This window comes from Caulobacter sp. BK020, assembly GCF_004342605.1.
Lineage (GTDB): Bacteria > Pseudomonadota > Alphaproteobacteria > Caulobacterales > Caulobacteraceae > Caulobacter.
This window is the reverse complement of record NZ_SLZL01000011.1, coordinates 150,429-164,867: the sequence shown is the minus strand read 5'-3', so window position 1 is coordinate 164,867 and position 14,439 is coordinate 150,429. Positions and strand designations below refer to the sequence as shown.

The window sequence follows — 14,439 nt, the reverse complement described above, 5'->3', positions numbered from 1 at the left end:
AAAGCTCCTGGTCGCTCTCAACGCCGCCTTCAGAGACAAAGCCAGCTTCCTGTCCCAGCCCCTCCTCATCGTGGAAAAACACAGTTGCTGAGGTGTGAGGCGAAGCCGAGCCTCGAAGGACGCAGGGGATCAAACCAGCGCCGCCCGATGGGCCTCCAGGAAGGCGGCGACCGAGACCGGCGCCTGGCCGGTCAGCGTCTCGACCACGTCGGTGACGATGGCGTGCTGGCCCTCGGCGGCCGCGACGTCGAAATCGACCAGCACCGCGACGAGCGAGGGCGGCAGGCCCGCGCCCGCCAGGCCCTGGCACAGGGCGTCGGCTGGCAGGGCGTGGTGCGTCACCGGCTTGCCCGAAAGCTTCGCATAGAGGGCGGCCACCTCGTCCTGGGTGACGGCGGCGGGCCCGGAAACGTCGAGGATCCGGCGGCCTTCGCCCTGGCGCAGCGCGGCGGCGTCGGTGCGGGCGCAATCCTCGCGGCTGACATAGGCCCGGCCGGCGCCGGCGGTGGCCGAATAGAGCGCACCGCTGGCCACGGCCTGGCCAGCGCCCATCAGCAGGATTTCCGCATAGATGTTGTGGCGCAGGATGGTCCAGCCTGGGATGGCGCTGGCGGCCACGGCCTGCTCGGTCCAGAAGTGGTCGTCGATCACCCCGCCGCCCTCCTGGGGCCGCGCGCCCGGCGCGGAGGTGTAGACCAGGTGGTTGACGCCGGCGTCCTGCGCCGCCGCGATCGCCGCGCGGTGCTGGGCGATGCGGCGGCCGGGGACGTCCAGGCTGTCGGTGCTGACCAGCAGCAGGCGGTCGACGCCGGCGAAGGCGGCGGCCAGCGAGGCCGGGTCGTTGAAATCGACGCGGCGGGTCTCCACGCCCCGGGCCGCGAGATCCGCCAGTTTGGACGGGTCGCGGCTGGCGGCGATCAGGTTCGGGGTTCCGGTCTCGAGCAGCAGCTCGACCACGCGGCGACCCAGCTGGCCGCCGGCGCCGGTGACCAGCAGACGGGGAGGGGTGGCGCTCATCGGATTGTCCTTTTGCAGTGGTCTCGAAATGAGACCACGTGTAGATGTGAGACCGTGGCCTCGCCGTAAAGACGGCAGTTTCGCGGGAGATAGGCAGCTTGAGGGAACTACCCAAGACGGCGAACCGGTCGGCCGGCGAAGTCCTGTCGGCCTCGTTCCAGGCCTGGGTCGGCAAGGAACTGAGCGTCCACGCCTGCCCGGTGCGCGACGTCATCGATCACCTGGGCGACAAGTGGAGCACCCTGCTGCTGATCGCCCTGGCGGGCGGGCCGCTGCGGTTCGGGGCCTTGCGTCGCGCCGTGCCCGACATCTCCCAGCGCATGCTGACCCAGACACTGCGCGACCTGCAGCGCGACGGCCTGATCGAGCGCCAGGTGTTTCCGACCAAGCCGCCCAGCGTCGAATACAGCCTCTCGCCCCTGGGAACCTCGCTGCTTGAGCCCCTGGCCCAGCTGGTCGGCTGGGCCGAGCGCCATCACGGCGAGATCCGCCAGGCCCGGGCGCGCTACGACGCGGAGGACTCGGCGGCCTGATCCGCGGCCCTGCTCGGGAAAGACGGCGTTGGGATCGGTGGCGACACAGGCTAACCACCGCCCAAAGCCATCTTTCGGAGCCTTCATGACCCTCACCATCCACCAGGCCAGCGTCCCCGTCTTCGTCCAGGGGCTGAAAGGCCTGAAGGGCGTGCTGGCCAAGGCCGCCGCCCATGTCGAGACCCGCAAGCTGGACCCCGAGGCCCTGCTGAAGGCCCGGCTGTTCCCCGACATGTTCCCGCTGCTGCGCCAGGTGCAGATCGCCACCGACTTCGCCAAGGGCTGCGCCGCGCGCCTGGCCGGCGAGGAGGTTCCGGCCTGGGACGATGTCGAGACGAGCTTCGACGACCTGATCGCCCGCGTCGAACGCGCCATCGCCTATGTGGAAAGCCTGGATCCCGCCCGCTTCGAAGGGGCCGAGGACCGCGACGTCACCCTGACCCGGCGCGGCGAGACCAGCGTGGTCAAGGGCCTGGCCTATCTGCAGACCCAGGCCCAGCCGAACTTCTTTTTCCACCTGACCACCGCCTACGCGATCCTGCGCAAGAACGGCGTCGAGATCGGCAAGCGCGACTATCTGGGCGTGGCCTGAGCCTGAAAACTCGGCCGCCCCGGCGGAAGCTCAAGGCTTCCGCCGGAACGCCCAGACCAAGGTCGCCAGGGCGGTGAACACCCCCGCGACCGCCGACAGAATGATCGGCAACTGGCTCAAAAGCTCCTTGTCCATGACCGCACCCACTGACCCGCCAACAGCGGCGGGCTACGCGCCAGAATGACTCCCGGCCACGTCGAGTCCGGACGTAGTTCGTGTTTTGTTCTATGACCAACATCTCTGCGAAGAGGATCCGTCGATCCGGTCTTCCTTCTCCCCTTGCGGGAGAAGGTGGCCTCGCGGAGCGAGGTCGGATGAGGGGTCGCGTCCTGTCCGCCGCTCGCGGTTGATCGGGTCTTCAAACCCCTCATCCGTCGGCTTCGCCGCCACCTTCTCCCGAAAGGGGAGAAGGAACGTGACTTGCGACGCCAAACCGCATCGCCACGCCATCAGCGTAAACGGCTCTTAACCCTCTTGCGGCAAAACATCCGGGTCTACGAGTGCAAGGTGACTTCTGATGGCGCGAGCGGCGCGGCGATCGAGCGTTGAACTGGTCTGGGACGCGGTGCGCTATGGCTGGGCCCAACCCTGGTCGGCCCGGTTCCGGGGCGGGGTGATCTGCGTGATCGGGGCGGGCCTCCTGTTGTCGGTCGCCACCTACAACGCCGCCGATCCCAGCCTCAACGCCGCCACCGGCCTGCCGGCCACCAACGCCCTGGGCGGGGCCGGCGCGGCCCTGGCGGACATCGTCATGCAGTCGATGGGCCTGGCCGGCTGGATGGCCGCGGCCCTGATGCTGGTATTCGGCCTGTCGCGCGTCACCCAGCCCGATCCGGCCGCCCACCGCCGCGACCTGCGGATCCGCGCCCTGGTCGGCGGCCTGGGCCTGCTGGCCCTGGCCGGCCTGCTGGCCGCGCCGCCGCGCCCCGCCGCCTGGCCGCTGGCCAAGGGCCTGGGCGGGTTCTGGGGCGACGGGGTTCTGAACCTGCTGGCCGGCGTGCTGGCCTTCGCCCGCCTGCCCGGCGCCCACCTGATCGCCGCCCTGCTGCTGGCAATCGGCGCGGCCGTGGCCCTGGGCTACGCGATCGGCGTCCGCCGCATCGATCCCGAGGCGGTCGGCGACCTGGTCCACGGCCTGATGCAGCCGCGCCAGCGCGCGCCCGAGCCGGCGCCGGTCGCCGAGCCCGCCGCCCGCCCGAAGGCTCCGCGCAAGGCCGCCGCGCCCGTCATCGAGATCGAGCCCTCCGAGGGCGCCGGGGCCGCGCCCCGCAAGACGGCCGCCAAGCCGGCCAAGGCCCCGCCGCCGCCTTCGTCGGCTCATGGCGAGGACGACGACGCCTTCGAGCCCAGCTTCGAGGTCCGCCCCCTGGCCATCGCCCAGCCCAAGGTCCCGGCCAAGTCCAACACCCGCGAGCAGCGCGAGCAGCAGAAGGCCTTCGACTTCGAGGACGAAGGCGGCTTCCAGCTGCCCGAGCTGGCCATGCTGGCCAAGCCCAAGCCGCGGTCGGCCGAATTCGACGAGGAGGCCCTGCGCCAGAACGCCCGCCTGCTGGAAAGCGTGCTGGCCGAGTTCGGCGTGCGCGGCCAGATCGACCAGATCCGCCCCGGCCCGGTGGTCACCATGTACGAGCTGGTGCCGGCCGCCGGCACCAAGACCGCCCGGGTCGTGGCTCTGGCCGACGACATCGCCCGCTCGATGAGCGTGATCTCCTGCCGGGTGGCCGTGGCCCAGGGCCGCAACGCCATCGGTATCGAGATGCCCAATTCGCGGCGCGAGACGGTCTATCTGCGCGACCTCCTGTCATCGTCCGACTACGACAAGGCCAGCCACATCCTGCCCATGGCCCTGGGCGAGACCATCGGCGGCGACACCTACATCGCCGACCTGGCCAAGATGCCCCACCTGCTGATCGCCGGCACCACCGGCTCGGGCAAGTCGGTCGGCGTCAACGCCATGATCCTGTCGATCCTCTACAAGCTGCCGCCCGAGAAGTGCCGCTTCATCATGATCGACCCGAAGATGCTGGAGCTTTCCGTCTATGACGGCATCCCGCACCTGCTGGCCCCGGTGGTCACCGATCCCAAGAAGGCGGTCGTCGCCCTGAAGTGGACCGTGCGCGAGATGGAGGACCGCTATCGGCGGATGTCGAAGATCGGCGTGCGCAACATCGGCGGCTTCAACGAGAAGGCCGTCGAGGCCCAGGAGAAGGGCGAGCACTTCGAGCGCACCGTTCAGACCGGCTTCGACGACGCCGGCCGGCCGATCTACGAGACCGAGAAGATCCGCCCCGAGCCGATGCCCTATCTGGTGGTGGTGATCGACGAGGTCGCCGACCTGATGATGGTGGCCGGCAAGGACATCGAAGGCGCCGTCCAGCGCCTGGCCCAGATGGCCCGCGCCGCCGGCATCCACCTGATCATGGCCACCCAGCGCCCGTCGGTCGACGTGATCACCGGCACGATCAAGGCCAACTTCCCGACCCGGATCAGCTTCCAGGTCACCAGCAAGATCGACGCCCGCACCATCTTGGGCGAGCAGGGGGCCGAGCAGCTGCTGGGCCAGGGCGACATGCTGTACATGGCCGGCGGCGGCCGCATCACCCGCCTGCACGGCCCGTTCGTCAGCGACGGCGAGGTCGAGGCGGTGGCCAAGTTCCTGCGCGACCAGGGCATCCCCAACTACCTGGAGGAAGTCACGGCCGGCGGCGACGAGGAGCAGGAGGAGGCCATCGAGGGCGCCTTCGCCGGCGAGGGCGGCGGCAACGACCTCTACGACCACGCCGTGGCCGTGGTCACCCGCGACCGCAAGGCCTCGACCAGCTACATCCAGCGCCGCCTGCAGATCGGCTACAACCGCGCCGCCTCGCTGATGGAGCGGATGGAGAAGGAGGGCGTGGTCGGCGCCGCCAACCACGCCGGCAAGCGCGAGATCCTGGCCCCGCCACCGCCGCCGATGTAGGCGCTTGCTGCTGCTGGGGATAGGCGCAGGCCGCCTGTCCCCGACCGCAACCTCGGCCGTCCGGCCGCGTTTCTCTCCGCTCCAACCTGAACGGCGCTTCATCGGAGCGCCGGAAAATGGTCCCGCGGCGGCCTTTCGCTCGTCGCACGGGCAGGGCAAAGGTTGGGCCTAGCTTGGGAGATCGCATGACCGACGCCACCTCGACCCGCCGTCTCGTCCTGGCCGCCGGCCTGGCCGCCGCCGTGGGCGGTCCGGTCCTCGCCGCGCCGAAGCCGCCGGCCCCCGTGCTGACGGCCGAGGAACAGGCCCTGGTCGACAAGGCCACGGCCTATATCCAGACCCTGGGCTCGGCCAAGGGGCGCTTCGTCCAGACCGACGCGCGCGGAACCCAGACCCAGGGGACCTTCTACCTTCAGCGCCCCGGCAAGGCCCGTTTCGCCTATGACGGCCCGGCCGGCCTGCTGGTGGTCAGCAACGGCAGCAGCGTCAACATCTTCGACAGCCGCCTGAAGACCTTCGAGAGCTATCCGCTGAGCCGCACGCCGCTGAACCTGCTGCTGGCGCGCGAGGTGCGGCTGGACCGCGGGGTGGTCATCACCGGGGTGCGCAAGCTGGCGGACGGCTTCACGATCACCGCCGTCGACGCCAAGCGCCAGACCCTGGGCCGCATCGCCCTGAATTTCAGCAACGCCCCGGCCCTGACCGGCTGGACCGTCACCGACGTCAAGGGCGGGGAGACCCGCGTGCGGCTGGTCGACTTCGAGAACACCGCCGGCCTCGACCCGAAGTTGTTCGTCCTTACCGATCCGCGCCGCCGGGTCGGCAAGCCCTAGTTGCACAAGGCGGCGCCGACGCAGGCCGAATGCGACAATTTCACAACATGCAAGTTGTTAACGCGATTGTACTTGACTTAGATTCTCGCCGTGGCAGATTTAACACGCATGGCGAGGAGCGCCCGACCCGCTCTTCGCAACCGTGCCGGACCTATCCCCTCCCGGCGGCGGCATGAGAGACCCGACTTTCGCCCAGGCGCTCCTAGCGTCTGGGCGTTTTTCGTTGGCCCAGGCCTCCCCACGCTCTAGAGGAGCCGCATGCGCCTCCGTATCGCCACCTGGAACGTCAATTCCGTCCGCCTGCGCGCCGAACAGGCCGCCCGTTTCGTCGACGAGCAGGCCCCCGATGTGCTGTGCATGCAGGAGATCAAGTGCCAGGAGGGCGAATTCCCCCGCGAGGCCTTCGTCGCCATGGGCCTGCCGCACATCAAGATCATGGGCCAGAAGGGCTGGCACGGGGTGGCCATCGCCTCGCGCCTGCCGCTGGACGACGCCCCGGCCCTCAACGCCTGCCGCGAGGGCCACGCCCGCTGCGTGTCGGCCAAGGTCGCCGGTGTCGAGATCCACAACTTCTATATCCCGGCCGGCGGCGACGTGCCCGATCGCGCGGTGAACCCCAAGTTCGACCACAAGCTGGACTTCTACGAGACCCTGACCGCCGAGATGAGAAAGCGCGACCCCAAGGCGCCGCTGATCCTGACCGGCGACCTGAACGTCGCCCCGGGCGAGAACGACGTCTGGAGCCATCGGCAGATGTCCAAGATCGTCAGCCACACGCCGATTGAGCTGGAAGCCTTCGCCGGTCTGATGGGCGCGATGGACTTTCTGGACCTGCCGCGCCTGGCTGTGCCCGAGCCGGAAAAGCTGTTTTCCTGGTGGAGCTACCGCGCCGCCGACTTCCGCAAGTCCAACCGCGGCCTGCGTCTGGACCACATCCTGGCCAGCCCCGGCCTGCGCGACGCGGCCATCATCGACGGCAAGGTGTCGTCCAAGGTCCACGACACGGTGCGCGAATGGGAACGCCCCAGCGACCACGCCCCGGTGACGGCGGACTTGCGGGTTTAGCGCCGGCGGGGCTTGGGCCGCGCCGCGCGGTTTCGCAACGATCGCCCCGGCGAACCCGTCAGGCCGCCAGGATCGCCCCTTGCCGACGAAGGTGCTCTCGGAACCGCTCGGCGTAGTCCTTCGCCACGGCGGCGATGACGCTGGGCCTGGCCGCCAACTTCGCCCGCCAGGCCGAGACGCGCGGAAGGTCCTCGAAGATCGGCCGCGACACCTTGGGGTCAAGGATGTCGAAGTACCGGAAGAGCGGTGCGAACACCGCATCGACCATCGAGAAGGCGGCCCCCCGGAAGTAGGGCCCCGACTCCATCACCGACTCCAGGCGCTGGAGTTTGCCCCGGAACGCCCGCTGCCTTGCATCGGCGGTCGGCTGATCGGCGGCGTTGAGGAACTGCCAGGCGTCGGCCAAGGCTTGCGTGGCGAACTCGATCCAGGCCCGCTGCTGCGCGCGCGCCAGCGCATCGTCCGGATACAGGGCCGCGCCGCCCTGCGTCTCCTCGAGATATTCGCAGATCGCCGTGCTTTCGAAGAGTATGGCGGCCTCCCCGTCGGCCTGGCGGACCTTGAGCAGCGGAACCTTGCCGGTCGGCGACAGCGCCAGGAACCAGTCGGGCTTGGCCGAAAGGTCGATGTCGATCCGGTCGAACGGAACCGCCTTTTCCAAAAGGACGATCGCGGCGCGCTGGACGAACGGGCAAAGCGGGTGGCTGACGAGCGTCAGGCTGGTCTCAGGCATGATGATCTCTCGGTGTGTCGGCAGGGCGGCGGGCGTGGGGCGATGCAGGGATCAGACCGCCTGGCCGCCCGACACGTCGAAGGTCGCGCCGTTCGCCCAGCCCATCTCGTCGGACAGGATGGCCGCGACGGCGCCGCCGATGTCGTCGGCCTGACCGACACGGCCCAGCGCGATGGTCTGGGCGACGAAGGCGTTCACATGCTCATCGTCGCGGACCACGCCGCCGCCGAAGTCGGTCTCGATGGCGCCCGGCGAGATCGTATTGACGCGGATCTGACGCGCGCCCAGCTCGACCGCCATGAACTTGGTCATCGTCTGGATGGCCGCCTTCGCCGCCGCGTAGAGGCCGTAGCCCGCCATGGTGACGCGGACGAAGCCCGACGAGACGTTCAGGATGCGACCGCCGTCCTCGATCAGCGGCAGCAGCTTCTGCGTCAGGAAGATCGGACCGCGCAGATGGGTGTCGATGATCGAGTCGAATTGCGCTTCGGTCGTGTCGGTCAGGAGCGCATGCAGGCCATGGCCGGCGTTGTTGACCAGATAGTCGAACCGCTCACGGCCGAACTGCGTCCTCAGGGTGTCGGCGACCGTCTCGGCGAAGGCCGGAAAGCCCGCCGAAGCACTGACGTCGAGCGCGATCATCGCGCTCTTGCCGCCTAGCGCCTCGATCTCCTGGCGCAGCGTCTCGGCCTCGGCCGCACCGCTGCGATAGGTCCCGATGACGCCGACGCCGCGCTTGGCCAGGTGAAGCGCCATGCTACGGCCAAGGCCACGGCTGGCGCCGGTGATGATTGCGATCTTGTTGGTCATGTCTGTCCCTGCGGGATGGCTTGGTTTGCAACGGAGCCGCAATGGCGGGTCTTCCGATGAGACCGAGGTAGGTCGGGTCCGCGCCGCGCACCCGCCCGATACGCTCAGCTTCTTGCCCGATTGTCTCAGTCTGTTTGGGGGACCGGGAAAATGTGCGATACGGGGGAATGACCAGTCCGTTCTTGCCCCACCTTGATCTGGCTCGACGCCACGCCGGGGTGGGGCTGACCAACACGCCTATCCCGCGCCTTGAAATCACCGTCGGCCGAGGCGGTGCGGATCGGGCCCCGTGCCTCTATCGCTCCATGGTCTGCTTCATCCTGCAGGGGTCCAAGCACGTCGCGATCAACGACCAACGCCTCAGCTACGACTCGTCCCAGTATCTCATCAGCGCCCTTGATCTGCCCGGCACTGGACAGATCGTGGACGAAGATGACCGTCGGCCCTACGTCGCCGTGTCGCTGGTCCTGGACCCGGCTCTGCTGGCCGAGGTCGCGTCGACCCTGCCGCCTGCGCGCGATCCCGAGCCGCAAGGCGTCGGCGTCGTGATCAATCCGGTGACGCCGCCGTTGCGCGACACGCTCCTGCGATTGCTGTCCCTGCTCGATCATCCAGAGGATATCCCGGTTCTGGCGCCCATGGCGGAACGGGAATTGCTTTATCGTCTCCTGCAAGGACCCCAGGGCCGGCTGCTCCGTCAGATTGCTCGGCCCGAGGGCGCACTGGCCCAGATTCGTCGCGCCGTCGGCTGGATCAGGGACAACTGCAACAAGCGCCTGCGCATCGAGGCGTTGTGCGACGCCAGCGGCATGAGCCGCGCCAGCTTTCACCGGCATTTTCTGGCGCTGACCGGTCTCAGCCCGATTCAGTATCAGAAGCAGCTGCGGCTTCAGGAGGCGCGACAGCTGCTGCTTGCCGGCGACCACAACGCATCCAATGTCGCCTTCGCCGTCGGCTACGAGAGCGCCTCGCAGTTCAGTCGCGAATACGCCCGCCAGTTCGGCGCGCCGCCGATGCGCGACGTTCGGAACATCTGGCGGGCGATCGATAGCTCCGCGCCGGGTTGAGGAAAGCTCGCGCACCCGATTGCGAGGACGCGCACTCGCGGCAAGGCGTGGGATCGTTTGCAGGGCGTCTCGCGTGAGTGCGTGTCCCCTCCTTGATCCGCTGAGTTCGGCCTTGAACCCCATTCAGGACGAACGATCCAGCGCCGTGGACGACGTGGGGGACACGCACTCACCCCGATCGCTGGGGATCATCGGCTTCGGCCTTGCCGTGAGTGCGCGTCCCCGGCGTTTATCCTCGGCCTATCCGGGGTGAACCCCAGCAAAATCAACGCCCTGAACTTTCTCGACCCCAATCCATCCTCACCCCTCCAGACCGCCCTTATCCTGATCCTACCTCGTCGCAGGGAAAGGGCGCATGGCCAGCGACCGATGCGGCGGCGGGGGGCGATCGAGCGGGGTCCTTTTCCGGCTTCGGCTGGAGAGAGACTTAAACAGAGGGCGAGGGACGTAAGCTCGCCCATCGGGATCTTCATGCTGGGAAGGTCCCGCCCGTCGTGGGGTTCGCTCCGGTCCTCTTAAAACGGCTCACTCCCGCCTCTGATACATGCGGTGCACAGATCCAGAGGAACCACCGGGTGGGGTGAAGGGCGGAAAAGGCCCGCGCGCCCCGGCCTTGCGGATAACGGTCGCGCGGAGCGCCTGGCTTCGTCGAAACGGTAACTACTCAAACAACTCCGGACGATGTCCGGGCGCTCCGCGACCCTTTCCATCCACTCAGCGAGTGATCGCGTGAGAATGAGAAGCCGTGCCGGTGATCACCTGCCCCCGTGGGGAGCACCCGAGAGGAGCAGAGCTCTACCCCTCGACCCCGACCCCGACGCCGAACTGGATCCAGACGGCCTTGTCCTTGAGGTTCTTGCGCACGAACGCCGCATGGATCTCGCGCTCTTCCTCGGTCGAGCGCGGGGCCAGCGGCCGGGGCCTCGTGCCGTACGATCCGGCGCGGGCGGCCGAGACGGCGGTGGCGGCGACCACCTGGGTCAGCTCCAGCGCCCGTTCCTTGCCGCCTTGCAGCTCGAGATAGACCTCGGCCAGCAGGTGGGCGTCGATCAGGGCCCCGTGCTTGTCGCGGCTATCCAGGCTGATCTTGAAGCGTTTGCACAGCGCGTCGAGCGAGTTGTACATGCCCGGGAAGCGCTTCTTGGCCATGGCCAGGGTGTCGACCCAGCGGCTCTCGGGCACCGGCGCGCGGCCGCACTTCTCCAGCTCGAAATTGACGAACTGCCGGTCGAACGCGGCGTTGTGGGCGATCACCGGGCTGTCGCCGACGAACTCCAGAAAGCGATCGGCGATCTCGTGGAACTTGGGCTTGCCGGTCAGGAAAGCCGACGACAGGCCGTGCACCTTCTCGGCCTCGGCCGGCATGTCGCGCAGGGGATCGCAATATTCGTGGAACGACCGGCCCGTGGGCATGAAGTCGACCACCTCGATGCAGCCGATTTCGACCAGGCGATCGCCGGTCTTGGGGTCGAAGCCGGTGGTTTCGGTATCGAGGATGATTTCCCGCGCCATCGCGGTTTAATGGGCCTGTTCGCCGCCGCCTTCAAGCGGGGCCGAGGCGCGCAGGCGAGCCAGGATGTCGCGGACCTGGTCGCGGGCGGCGTCCAGGCCCTGGCCGGTGTCGACCACGAAATCGGCCCGGGCCCGCTTTTCGGCGTCCGGCGTCTGGCGGGCGAGAATGGCCTCGAACTTGGCCGGATCCATGCCAGGCCGCGCCAGCACCCGCTGGCGCTGGATGTCGGCGGGCGCGGAAACCACCACCACCTTGTCGACCTTCGTCTCCCCGCCGGTCTCGTAGAGCAGGGGGATGTCGAGCACGACGATCTCGGCGCCCTGGGCCTGGGCGTCCTCGAAGAAGCCGATGCGGTGGGCTCCGACCAGCGGATGGACGATCGATTCCAGCACCGCCAGGGCTTCGGAATCGCCCATCACCGCCGCGCTGAGCCGGGCGCGGTCGATGGCGCCGTCGACCACCACGCCGGGAAAGGCCGCCTCGACCGGCGCGACCGCCGCCCCGCCGCTGGCGTAAAGCGCATGGACGGCGGCGTCGGAATCGTAGACCGGCACGCCCTCGGCGACGAACATCTGGGCCGTTGTCGACTTGCCCATGCCGATCGAGCCGGTCAGGCCGACGACGATCACGAGGCCGCCTCGCCCAGCTGGGCCAGGGCCAGGGCGCGGACGTCGACCCCGGCTGGCGGCGCGACGCCGAAGAAGGCCTCGAAGCTGGGAACCGCCTGGCGCAGCAGCATTTCCAGCCCGTCCACCGTCCGGCGACCCGTCGCCTCGGCGCGCCGCAGGAACTGGGTGCGCAGCGGCTTGTACACCATGTCGACCACCACCGCCGTCGGCGGGGTCAGCTCCAGCCGCGCCGCCGGGCCCGGACCGCCGCCCAGGCCGAGCGAGGTGGCGTTGATCACCAGGCCGGCCTCCCCGAGCAAAGCGTCGAGCTGGTCGTCCGAGGCGGCCTCGACCACGCCGCCGATCGAAGTGGCGATGGTCTGGGCCCGGGCGAAGGTGCGGTTGACGATGCTGACACGCGGGGCTCCGGCCAGGGCCAGGGCGGCGGCCGCGCCCCGGGCCGCGCCGCCCGCGCCCAGGATCACCACCGGCGAGGCCGACAGGTCGAAACCCGGGGCCTGGACGGCGATGGCGTCCAGCAGGCCGGGGCCGTCGGTGTTGTCGGCGGTGATCGCGCCGTCGGCCTCGAACACCAGCAGGTTGGCGGCGCCAGCCAGCCTGGCCAGGTCGCTGCAGCGGTCGGCGCAGGCCAGGGCCTGCTCCTTGAACGGGATGGTGACGTTGAGGCCGCGGATCGCACCGCCGCGCAGGCCGTCGACGAAGGTCTCGAAGCGATCCTCGGCCGGGGCGAACGGCACGTATGCGGCGTTCAGCCCGGCCGCGGCGATCCAGGCGTTGTGGATCACCGGACTCATCGAATGGCGGATCGGCTGGCCGCAGACGCCGGCGACGACGGCCGCGCCGGTGACCTTGCCAGAAGCGACGCTCATGCCTGGAGGGCTCCATGCAGACGAAGGAAATCAAGCAGGCCGACGATCGGCAGGCCCAGGATGGCGAAATAGTCGCCGTCGATGCGGTCGAACATCTGCACGCCCTCGCCCTCGAGGAAGTAGCAGCCGACGGAGGACAGGATGTCGGAGGCGTTGCGGGCCAGATAGCTTTCGAGCCAGGCGTCGCTGAATGGGCGGACCGACAGCCTGGTGGTCTCGACCACGCGCCAGATCGGTTGGCCGTCGCGGGCCACGACCACGGCCGAGTGCAGTTTGTGGACCTTGCCGCGCAGCTGAAGCAACCGCTCACGGGCGCCCTCGACGGTGCCGACCTTGTCGAACAGGGCGCCGTCCAGCTCCAGCGTCTGGTCCGAACCGATCACCAGGCCAGGGCGCTTGGTCGAGACCTTGAACGCCTTCAGCTCGGCCAGGGCGTCGGCCACTTCGCGCGGCGCGGCGCCCTCGGCCAGCAGGCCGGCCTTGGCGGCGTCCTCGTCGACGCCCGAGCCGACCGCCTCGAAGGCGACGCCGGCGTTGCGCAGGATCGCCTGGCGGGCCGCGCTCTTGGACGCCAGAGTGACGAGGGGAGGCGATGAGCCGGTCATCCCAGCACCTCGACCTGGCCGCGGCCGCCGGACAGCAGGTTGATGATCGCCGCCGCGGTCTCCTCGACCGAGCGGCGGGTAACGTCGATGATCGGCCAGCCCTGGCGCTCGAACAGCCGGCGGGCGGCGATGATCTCCTGCCGGACCGCGTCGGTGTCGATATAGTCGCTCTCGCGGTTCTCCTTCAGCGACAGCAGGCGGTTGCGGCGGATCTGGATCAGCCGCTCGGGCGAGGTCATCAGGCCGACGATCAGGGTGTTCTTCAGGGTGAACAGCTCGTCGGGCGGCGGCCGTCCGGGCACCAGCGGCACATTGGCGGCCCGCACGCCGCGGTGGGCCAGGTAGATGCAGGTCGGGGTCTTGGAGGTGCGCGACACGCCCACCAGGATCACATCGGCCTGGGTCAGATCCTGGCCGCCCTGGCCATCGTCGTGGGCGATGGCGTAGTCCAGCGCCTCGATGCGGTCGAAATAGTCGTTGTTCAGCGCGTGCTGGGCGCCGACCCGGGTGGAGATCCGCGCGCCCAGATAGCGCGACATGGCGCTGACCACCGGGTCCAGGGCGGCGATGCACGGCATCTCCAGCCGCCGGCAGCCTTCCTCCAGCGCCGCGCGCAGATTGGCGTCGATGATCGTGTGCATGACCACGCCCGGCGCGCCGGCGATCTCCTCCAGCGCCCGGTCGAGCTGGCGGGTGGACCGCACCAGGGCGTAGATATGCTCGATCGGCAGGATGTCGGTGAACCGGGCGCAGACGGCCCGGGCCATGGCGTTCAGGGTCTCGCCCGTCGAGTCCGACACCAGGTGGATATGGAAGTAGGTGGCGAACCGCGGCGCGGTCCTTTCGCCCTCAGGCGCGGCAGCTTCCTGTGGATCATCCGTTAACGGTTGCTTAACCACTGGCCTGGCCCCTGGGGATGAGCGGGGGTGAATCCCGGCTCGTTACGGTGCGTCGAACTGCCCCTGTGTTAAACGGTCGCGTTGATCGCGGACAATCCCCAGTCTCGGATCGTCTTCACAGCCCGTGAGAATCCGATTCCCCCAAACCGGGGATGAGCGAACGCTCATGGTTACGGCGCCGTTCACCATCTTAACGTTTCGTTAGGAATTTCGAAGCGCTAGCAGCCTATCCCCAAAGTTCACAGGCCCGCGCACACATGTGGGTCGAGCTTGGATGGTTTTGTGACGGGCAGGTGACAGGCAGCGTCGCGAACG

14 protein-coding genes are annotated in these 14,439 nt (G+C 68.8%); 6 read left to right on the top strand and 8 right to left on the bottom strand.

Annotation, left to right across the window (positions count from 1 at the left end; genetic code table 11):
- Positions 1-129 precede the first annotated feature (129 nt).
- Positions 130-1,017, bottom strand: a complete 888-nt coding sequence (locus EV278_RS15435) for an NAD(P)H-binding protein (RefSeq protein ID WP_132093192.1) — start codon at positions 1,015-1,017, stop codon at positions 130-132.
- A 98-nt stretch (positions 1,018-1,115) separates the two neighbouring features.
- Here EV278_RS15435 and EV278_RS15430 point away from each other — a divergent pair, with 98 nt between their 5' ends.
- From EV278_RS15430 to EV278_RS15405, 5 genes are all read left to right on the top strand, one after another.
- Positions 1,116-1,550, top strand: a complete 435-nt coding sequence (locus EV278_RS15430; protein WP_132093189.1) for a helix-turn-helix domain-containing protein — start codon at positions 1,116-1,118, stop codon at positions 1,548-1,550.
- An 85-nt stretch (positions 1,551-1,635) separates the two neighbouring features.
- Complete coding sequence (locus tag EV278_RS15425; protein WP_132093186.1) at positions 1,636-2,142, top strand: DUF1993 family protein; 507 nt, start codon at positions 1,636-1,638, stop codon at positions 2,140-2,142.
- A gap of 517 nt (positions 2,143-2,659) precedes the next feature.
- Positions 2,660-5,101, top strand: a complete 2,442-nt coding sequence (locus tag EV278_RS15415) for a DNA translocase FtsK (RefSeq protein ID WP_132093183.1) — start codon at positions 2,660-2,662, stop codon at positions 5,099-5,101.
- A gap of 185 nt (positions 5,102-5,286) precedes the next feature.
- Positions 5,287-5,934 carry an outer-membrane lipoprotein carrier protein LolA gene (locus EV278_RS15410; protein WP_132093180.1) on the top strand — a complete coding sequence of 216 codons (648 nt, stop codon included), beginning with the start codon at positions 5,287-5,289 and terminating at the stop codon, positions 5,932-5,934.
- 258 nt (positions 5,935-6,192) lie between these two features.
- Complete coding sequence (locus tag EV278_RS15405; RefSeq protein WP_132093177.1) at positions 6,193-6,999, top strand: exodeoxyribonuclease III; 807 nt, start codon at positions 6,193-6,195, stop codon at positions 6,997-6,999.
- Between the two features lie 58 nt (positions 7,000-7,057).
- Here the strand turns inward: EV278_RS15405 and EV278_RS15400 are convergent, their stop codons facing one another.
- Both EV278_RS15400 and EV278_RS15395 read right to left on the bottom strand, forming a co-directional pair.
- Positions 7,058-7,732 carry a glutathione S-transferase family protein gene (locus EV278_RS15400; protein WP_132093174.1) on the bottom strand — a complete coding sequence of 225 codons (675 nt, stop codon included), beginning with the start codon at positions 7,730-7,732 and terminating at the stop codon, positions 7,058-7,060.
- Between the two features lie 51 nt (positions 7,733-7,783).
- Positions 7,784-8,542, bottom strand: a complete 759-nt coding sequence (locus EV278_RS15395; protein ID WP_132093171.1) for an SDR family oxidoreductase — start codon at positions 8,540-8,542, stop codon at positions 7,784-7,786.
- A 167-nt stretch (positions 8,543-8,709) separates the two neighbouring features.
- Between EV278_RS15395 and EV278_RS15390 the strand changes: the two genes are divergently transcribed.
- Positions 8,710-9,609, top strand: a complete 900-nt coding sequence (locus EV278_RS15390; protein ID WP_132093168.1) for an AraC family transcriptional regulator — start codon at positions 8,710-8,712, stop codon at positions 9,607-9,609.
- Between the two features lie 795 nt (positions 9,610-10,404).
- Here the strand turns inward: EV278_RS15390 and dnaQ are convergent.
- The 5 genes from dnaQ to EV278_RS15365 are packed head-to-tail and all read right to left on the bottom strand — an operon-like array spanning position 10,405 to position 14,124.
- On the bottom strand, positions 10,405-11,121 hold the full coding sequence (gene dnaQ, locus EV278_RS15385) for a DNA polymerase III subunit epsilon (RefSeq protein WP_132093165.1): 717 nt from the start codon (positions 11,119-11,121) through the stop codon (positions 10,405-10,407).
- Positions 11,122-11,127: 6 nt separating this feature from the next.
- Positions 11,128-11,751, bottom strand: coding sequence for a dephospho-CoA kinase (coaE, locus tag EV278_RS15380; protein WP_132093162.1), 624 nt, complete (start codon positions 11,749-11,751; stop codon positions 11,128-11,130).
- On the bottom strand, positions 11,748-12,620 hold the full coding sequence (aroE, locus tag EV278_RS15375) for a shikimate dehydrogenase (protein WP_132093159.1): 873 nt from the start codon (positions 12,618-12,620) through the stop codon (positions 11,748-11,750). Before aroE ends, coaE begins: the two co-directional genes overlap by 4 nt.
- Positions 12,617-13,225 carry a Maf family protein gene (locus tag EV278_RS15370; RefSeq protein WP_132093156.1) on the bottom strand — a complete coding sequence of 203 codons (609 nt, stop codon included), beginning with the start codon at positions 13,223-13,225 and terminating at the stop codon, positions 12,617-12,619. Before EV278_RS15370 ends, aroE begins: the two co-directional genes overlap by 4 nt.
- Positions 13,222-14,124: a pyruvate, water dikinase regulatory protein gene (locus EV278_RS15365; protein WP_132093153.1), complete on the bottom strand. Its 903-nt coding sequence runs from the start codon at positions 14,122-14,124 to the stop codon at positions 13,222-13,224. Before EV278_RS15365 ends, EV278_RS15370 begins: the two co-directional genes overlap by 4 nt.
- Positions 14,125-14,439: the final 315 nt, after the last annotated feature.

Excerpts from the sequence above, each read along its gene's own strand:
- EV278_RS15435 (WP_132093192.1), bottom strand. The coding sequence starts at position 1,017 with ATGAGCGCCACCCCTCCCCGTCTGCTGGTCACCGGCGCCGGCGGCCAG.
- EV278_RS15425 (WP_132093186.1), top strand. The coding sequence starts at position 1,636 with ATGACCCTCACCATCCACCAGGCCAGCGTCCCCGTCTTCGTCCAGGGG.
- EV278_RS15415 (WP_132093183.1), top strand. The coding sequence starts at position 2,660 with ATGGCGCGAGCGGCGCGGCGATCGAGCGTTGAACTGGTCTGGGACGCG.
- EV278_RS15410 (WP_132093180.1), top strand. The coding sequence starts at position 5,287 with ATGACCGACGCCACCTCGACCCGCCGTCTCGTCCTGGCCGCCGGCCTG.
- EV278_RS15405 (WP_132093177.1), top strand. The coding sequence starts at position 6,193 with ATGCGCCTCCGTATCGCCACCTGGAACGTCAATTCCGTCCGCCTGCGC.
- EV278_RS15400 (WP_132093174.1), bottom strand. The coding sequence starts at position 7,732 with ATGCCTGAGACCAGCCTGACGCTCGTCAGCCACCCGCTTTGCCCGTTC.
- EV278_RS15395 (WP_132093171.1), bottom strand. The coding sequence starts at position 8,542 with ATGACCAACAAGATCGCAATCATCACCGGCGCCAGCCGTGGCCTTGGC.
- EV278_RS15390 (WP_132093168.1), top strand. The coding sequence starts at position 8,710 with ATGACCAGTCCGTTCTTGCCCCACCTTGATCTGGCTCGACGCCACGCC.
- dnaQ (WP_132093165.1), bottom strand. The coding sequence starts at position 11,121 with ATGGCGCGGGAAATCATCCTCGATACCGAAACCACCGGCTTCGACCCC.
- aroE (WP_132093159.1), bottom strand. The coding sequence starts at position 12,620 with ATGAGCGTCGCTTCTGGCAAGGTCACCGGCGCGGCCGTCGTCGCCGGC.
- EV278_RS15370 (WP_132093156.1), bottom strand. The coding sequence starts at position 13,225 with ATGACCGGCTCATCGCCTCCCCTCGTCACTCTGGCGTCCAAGAGCGCG.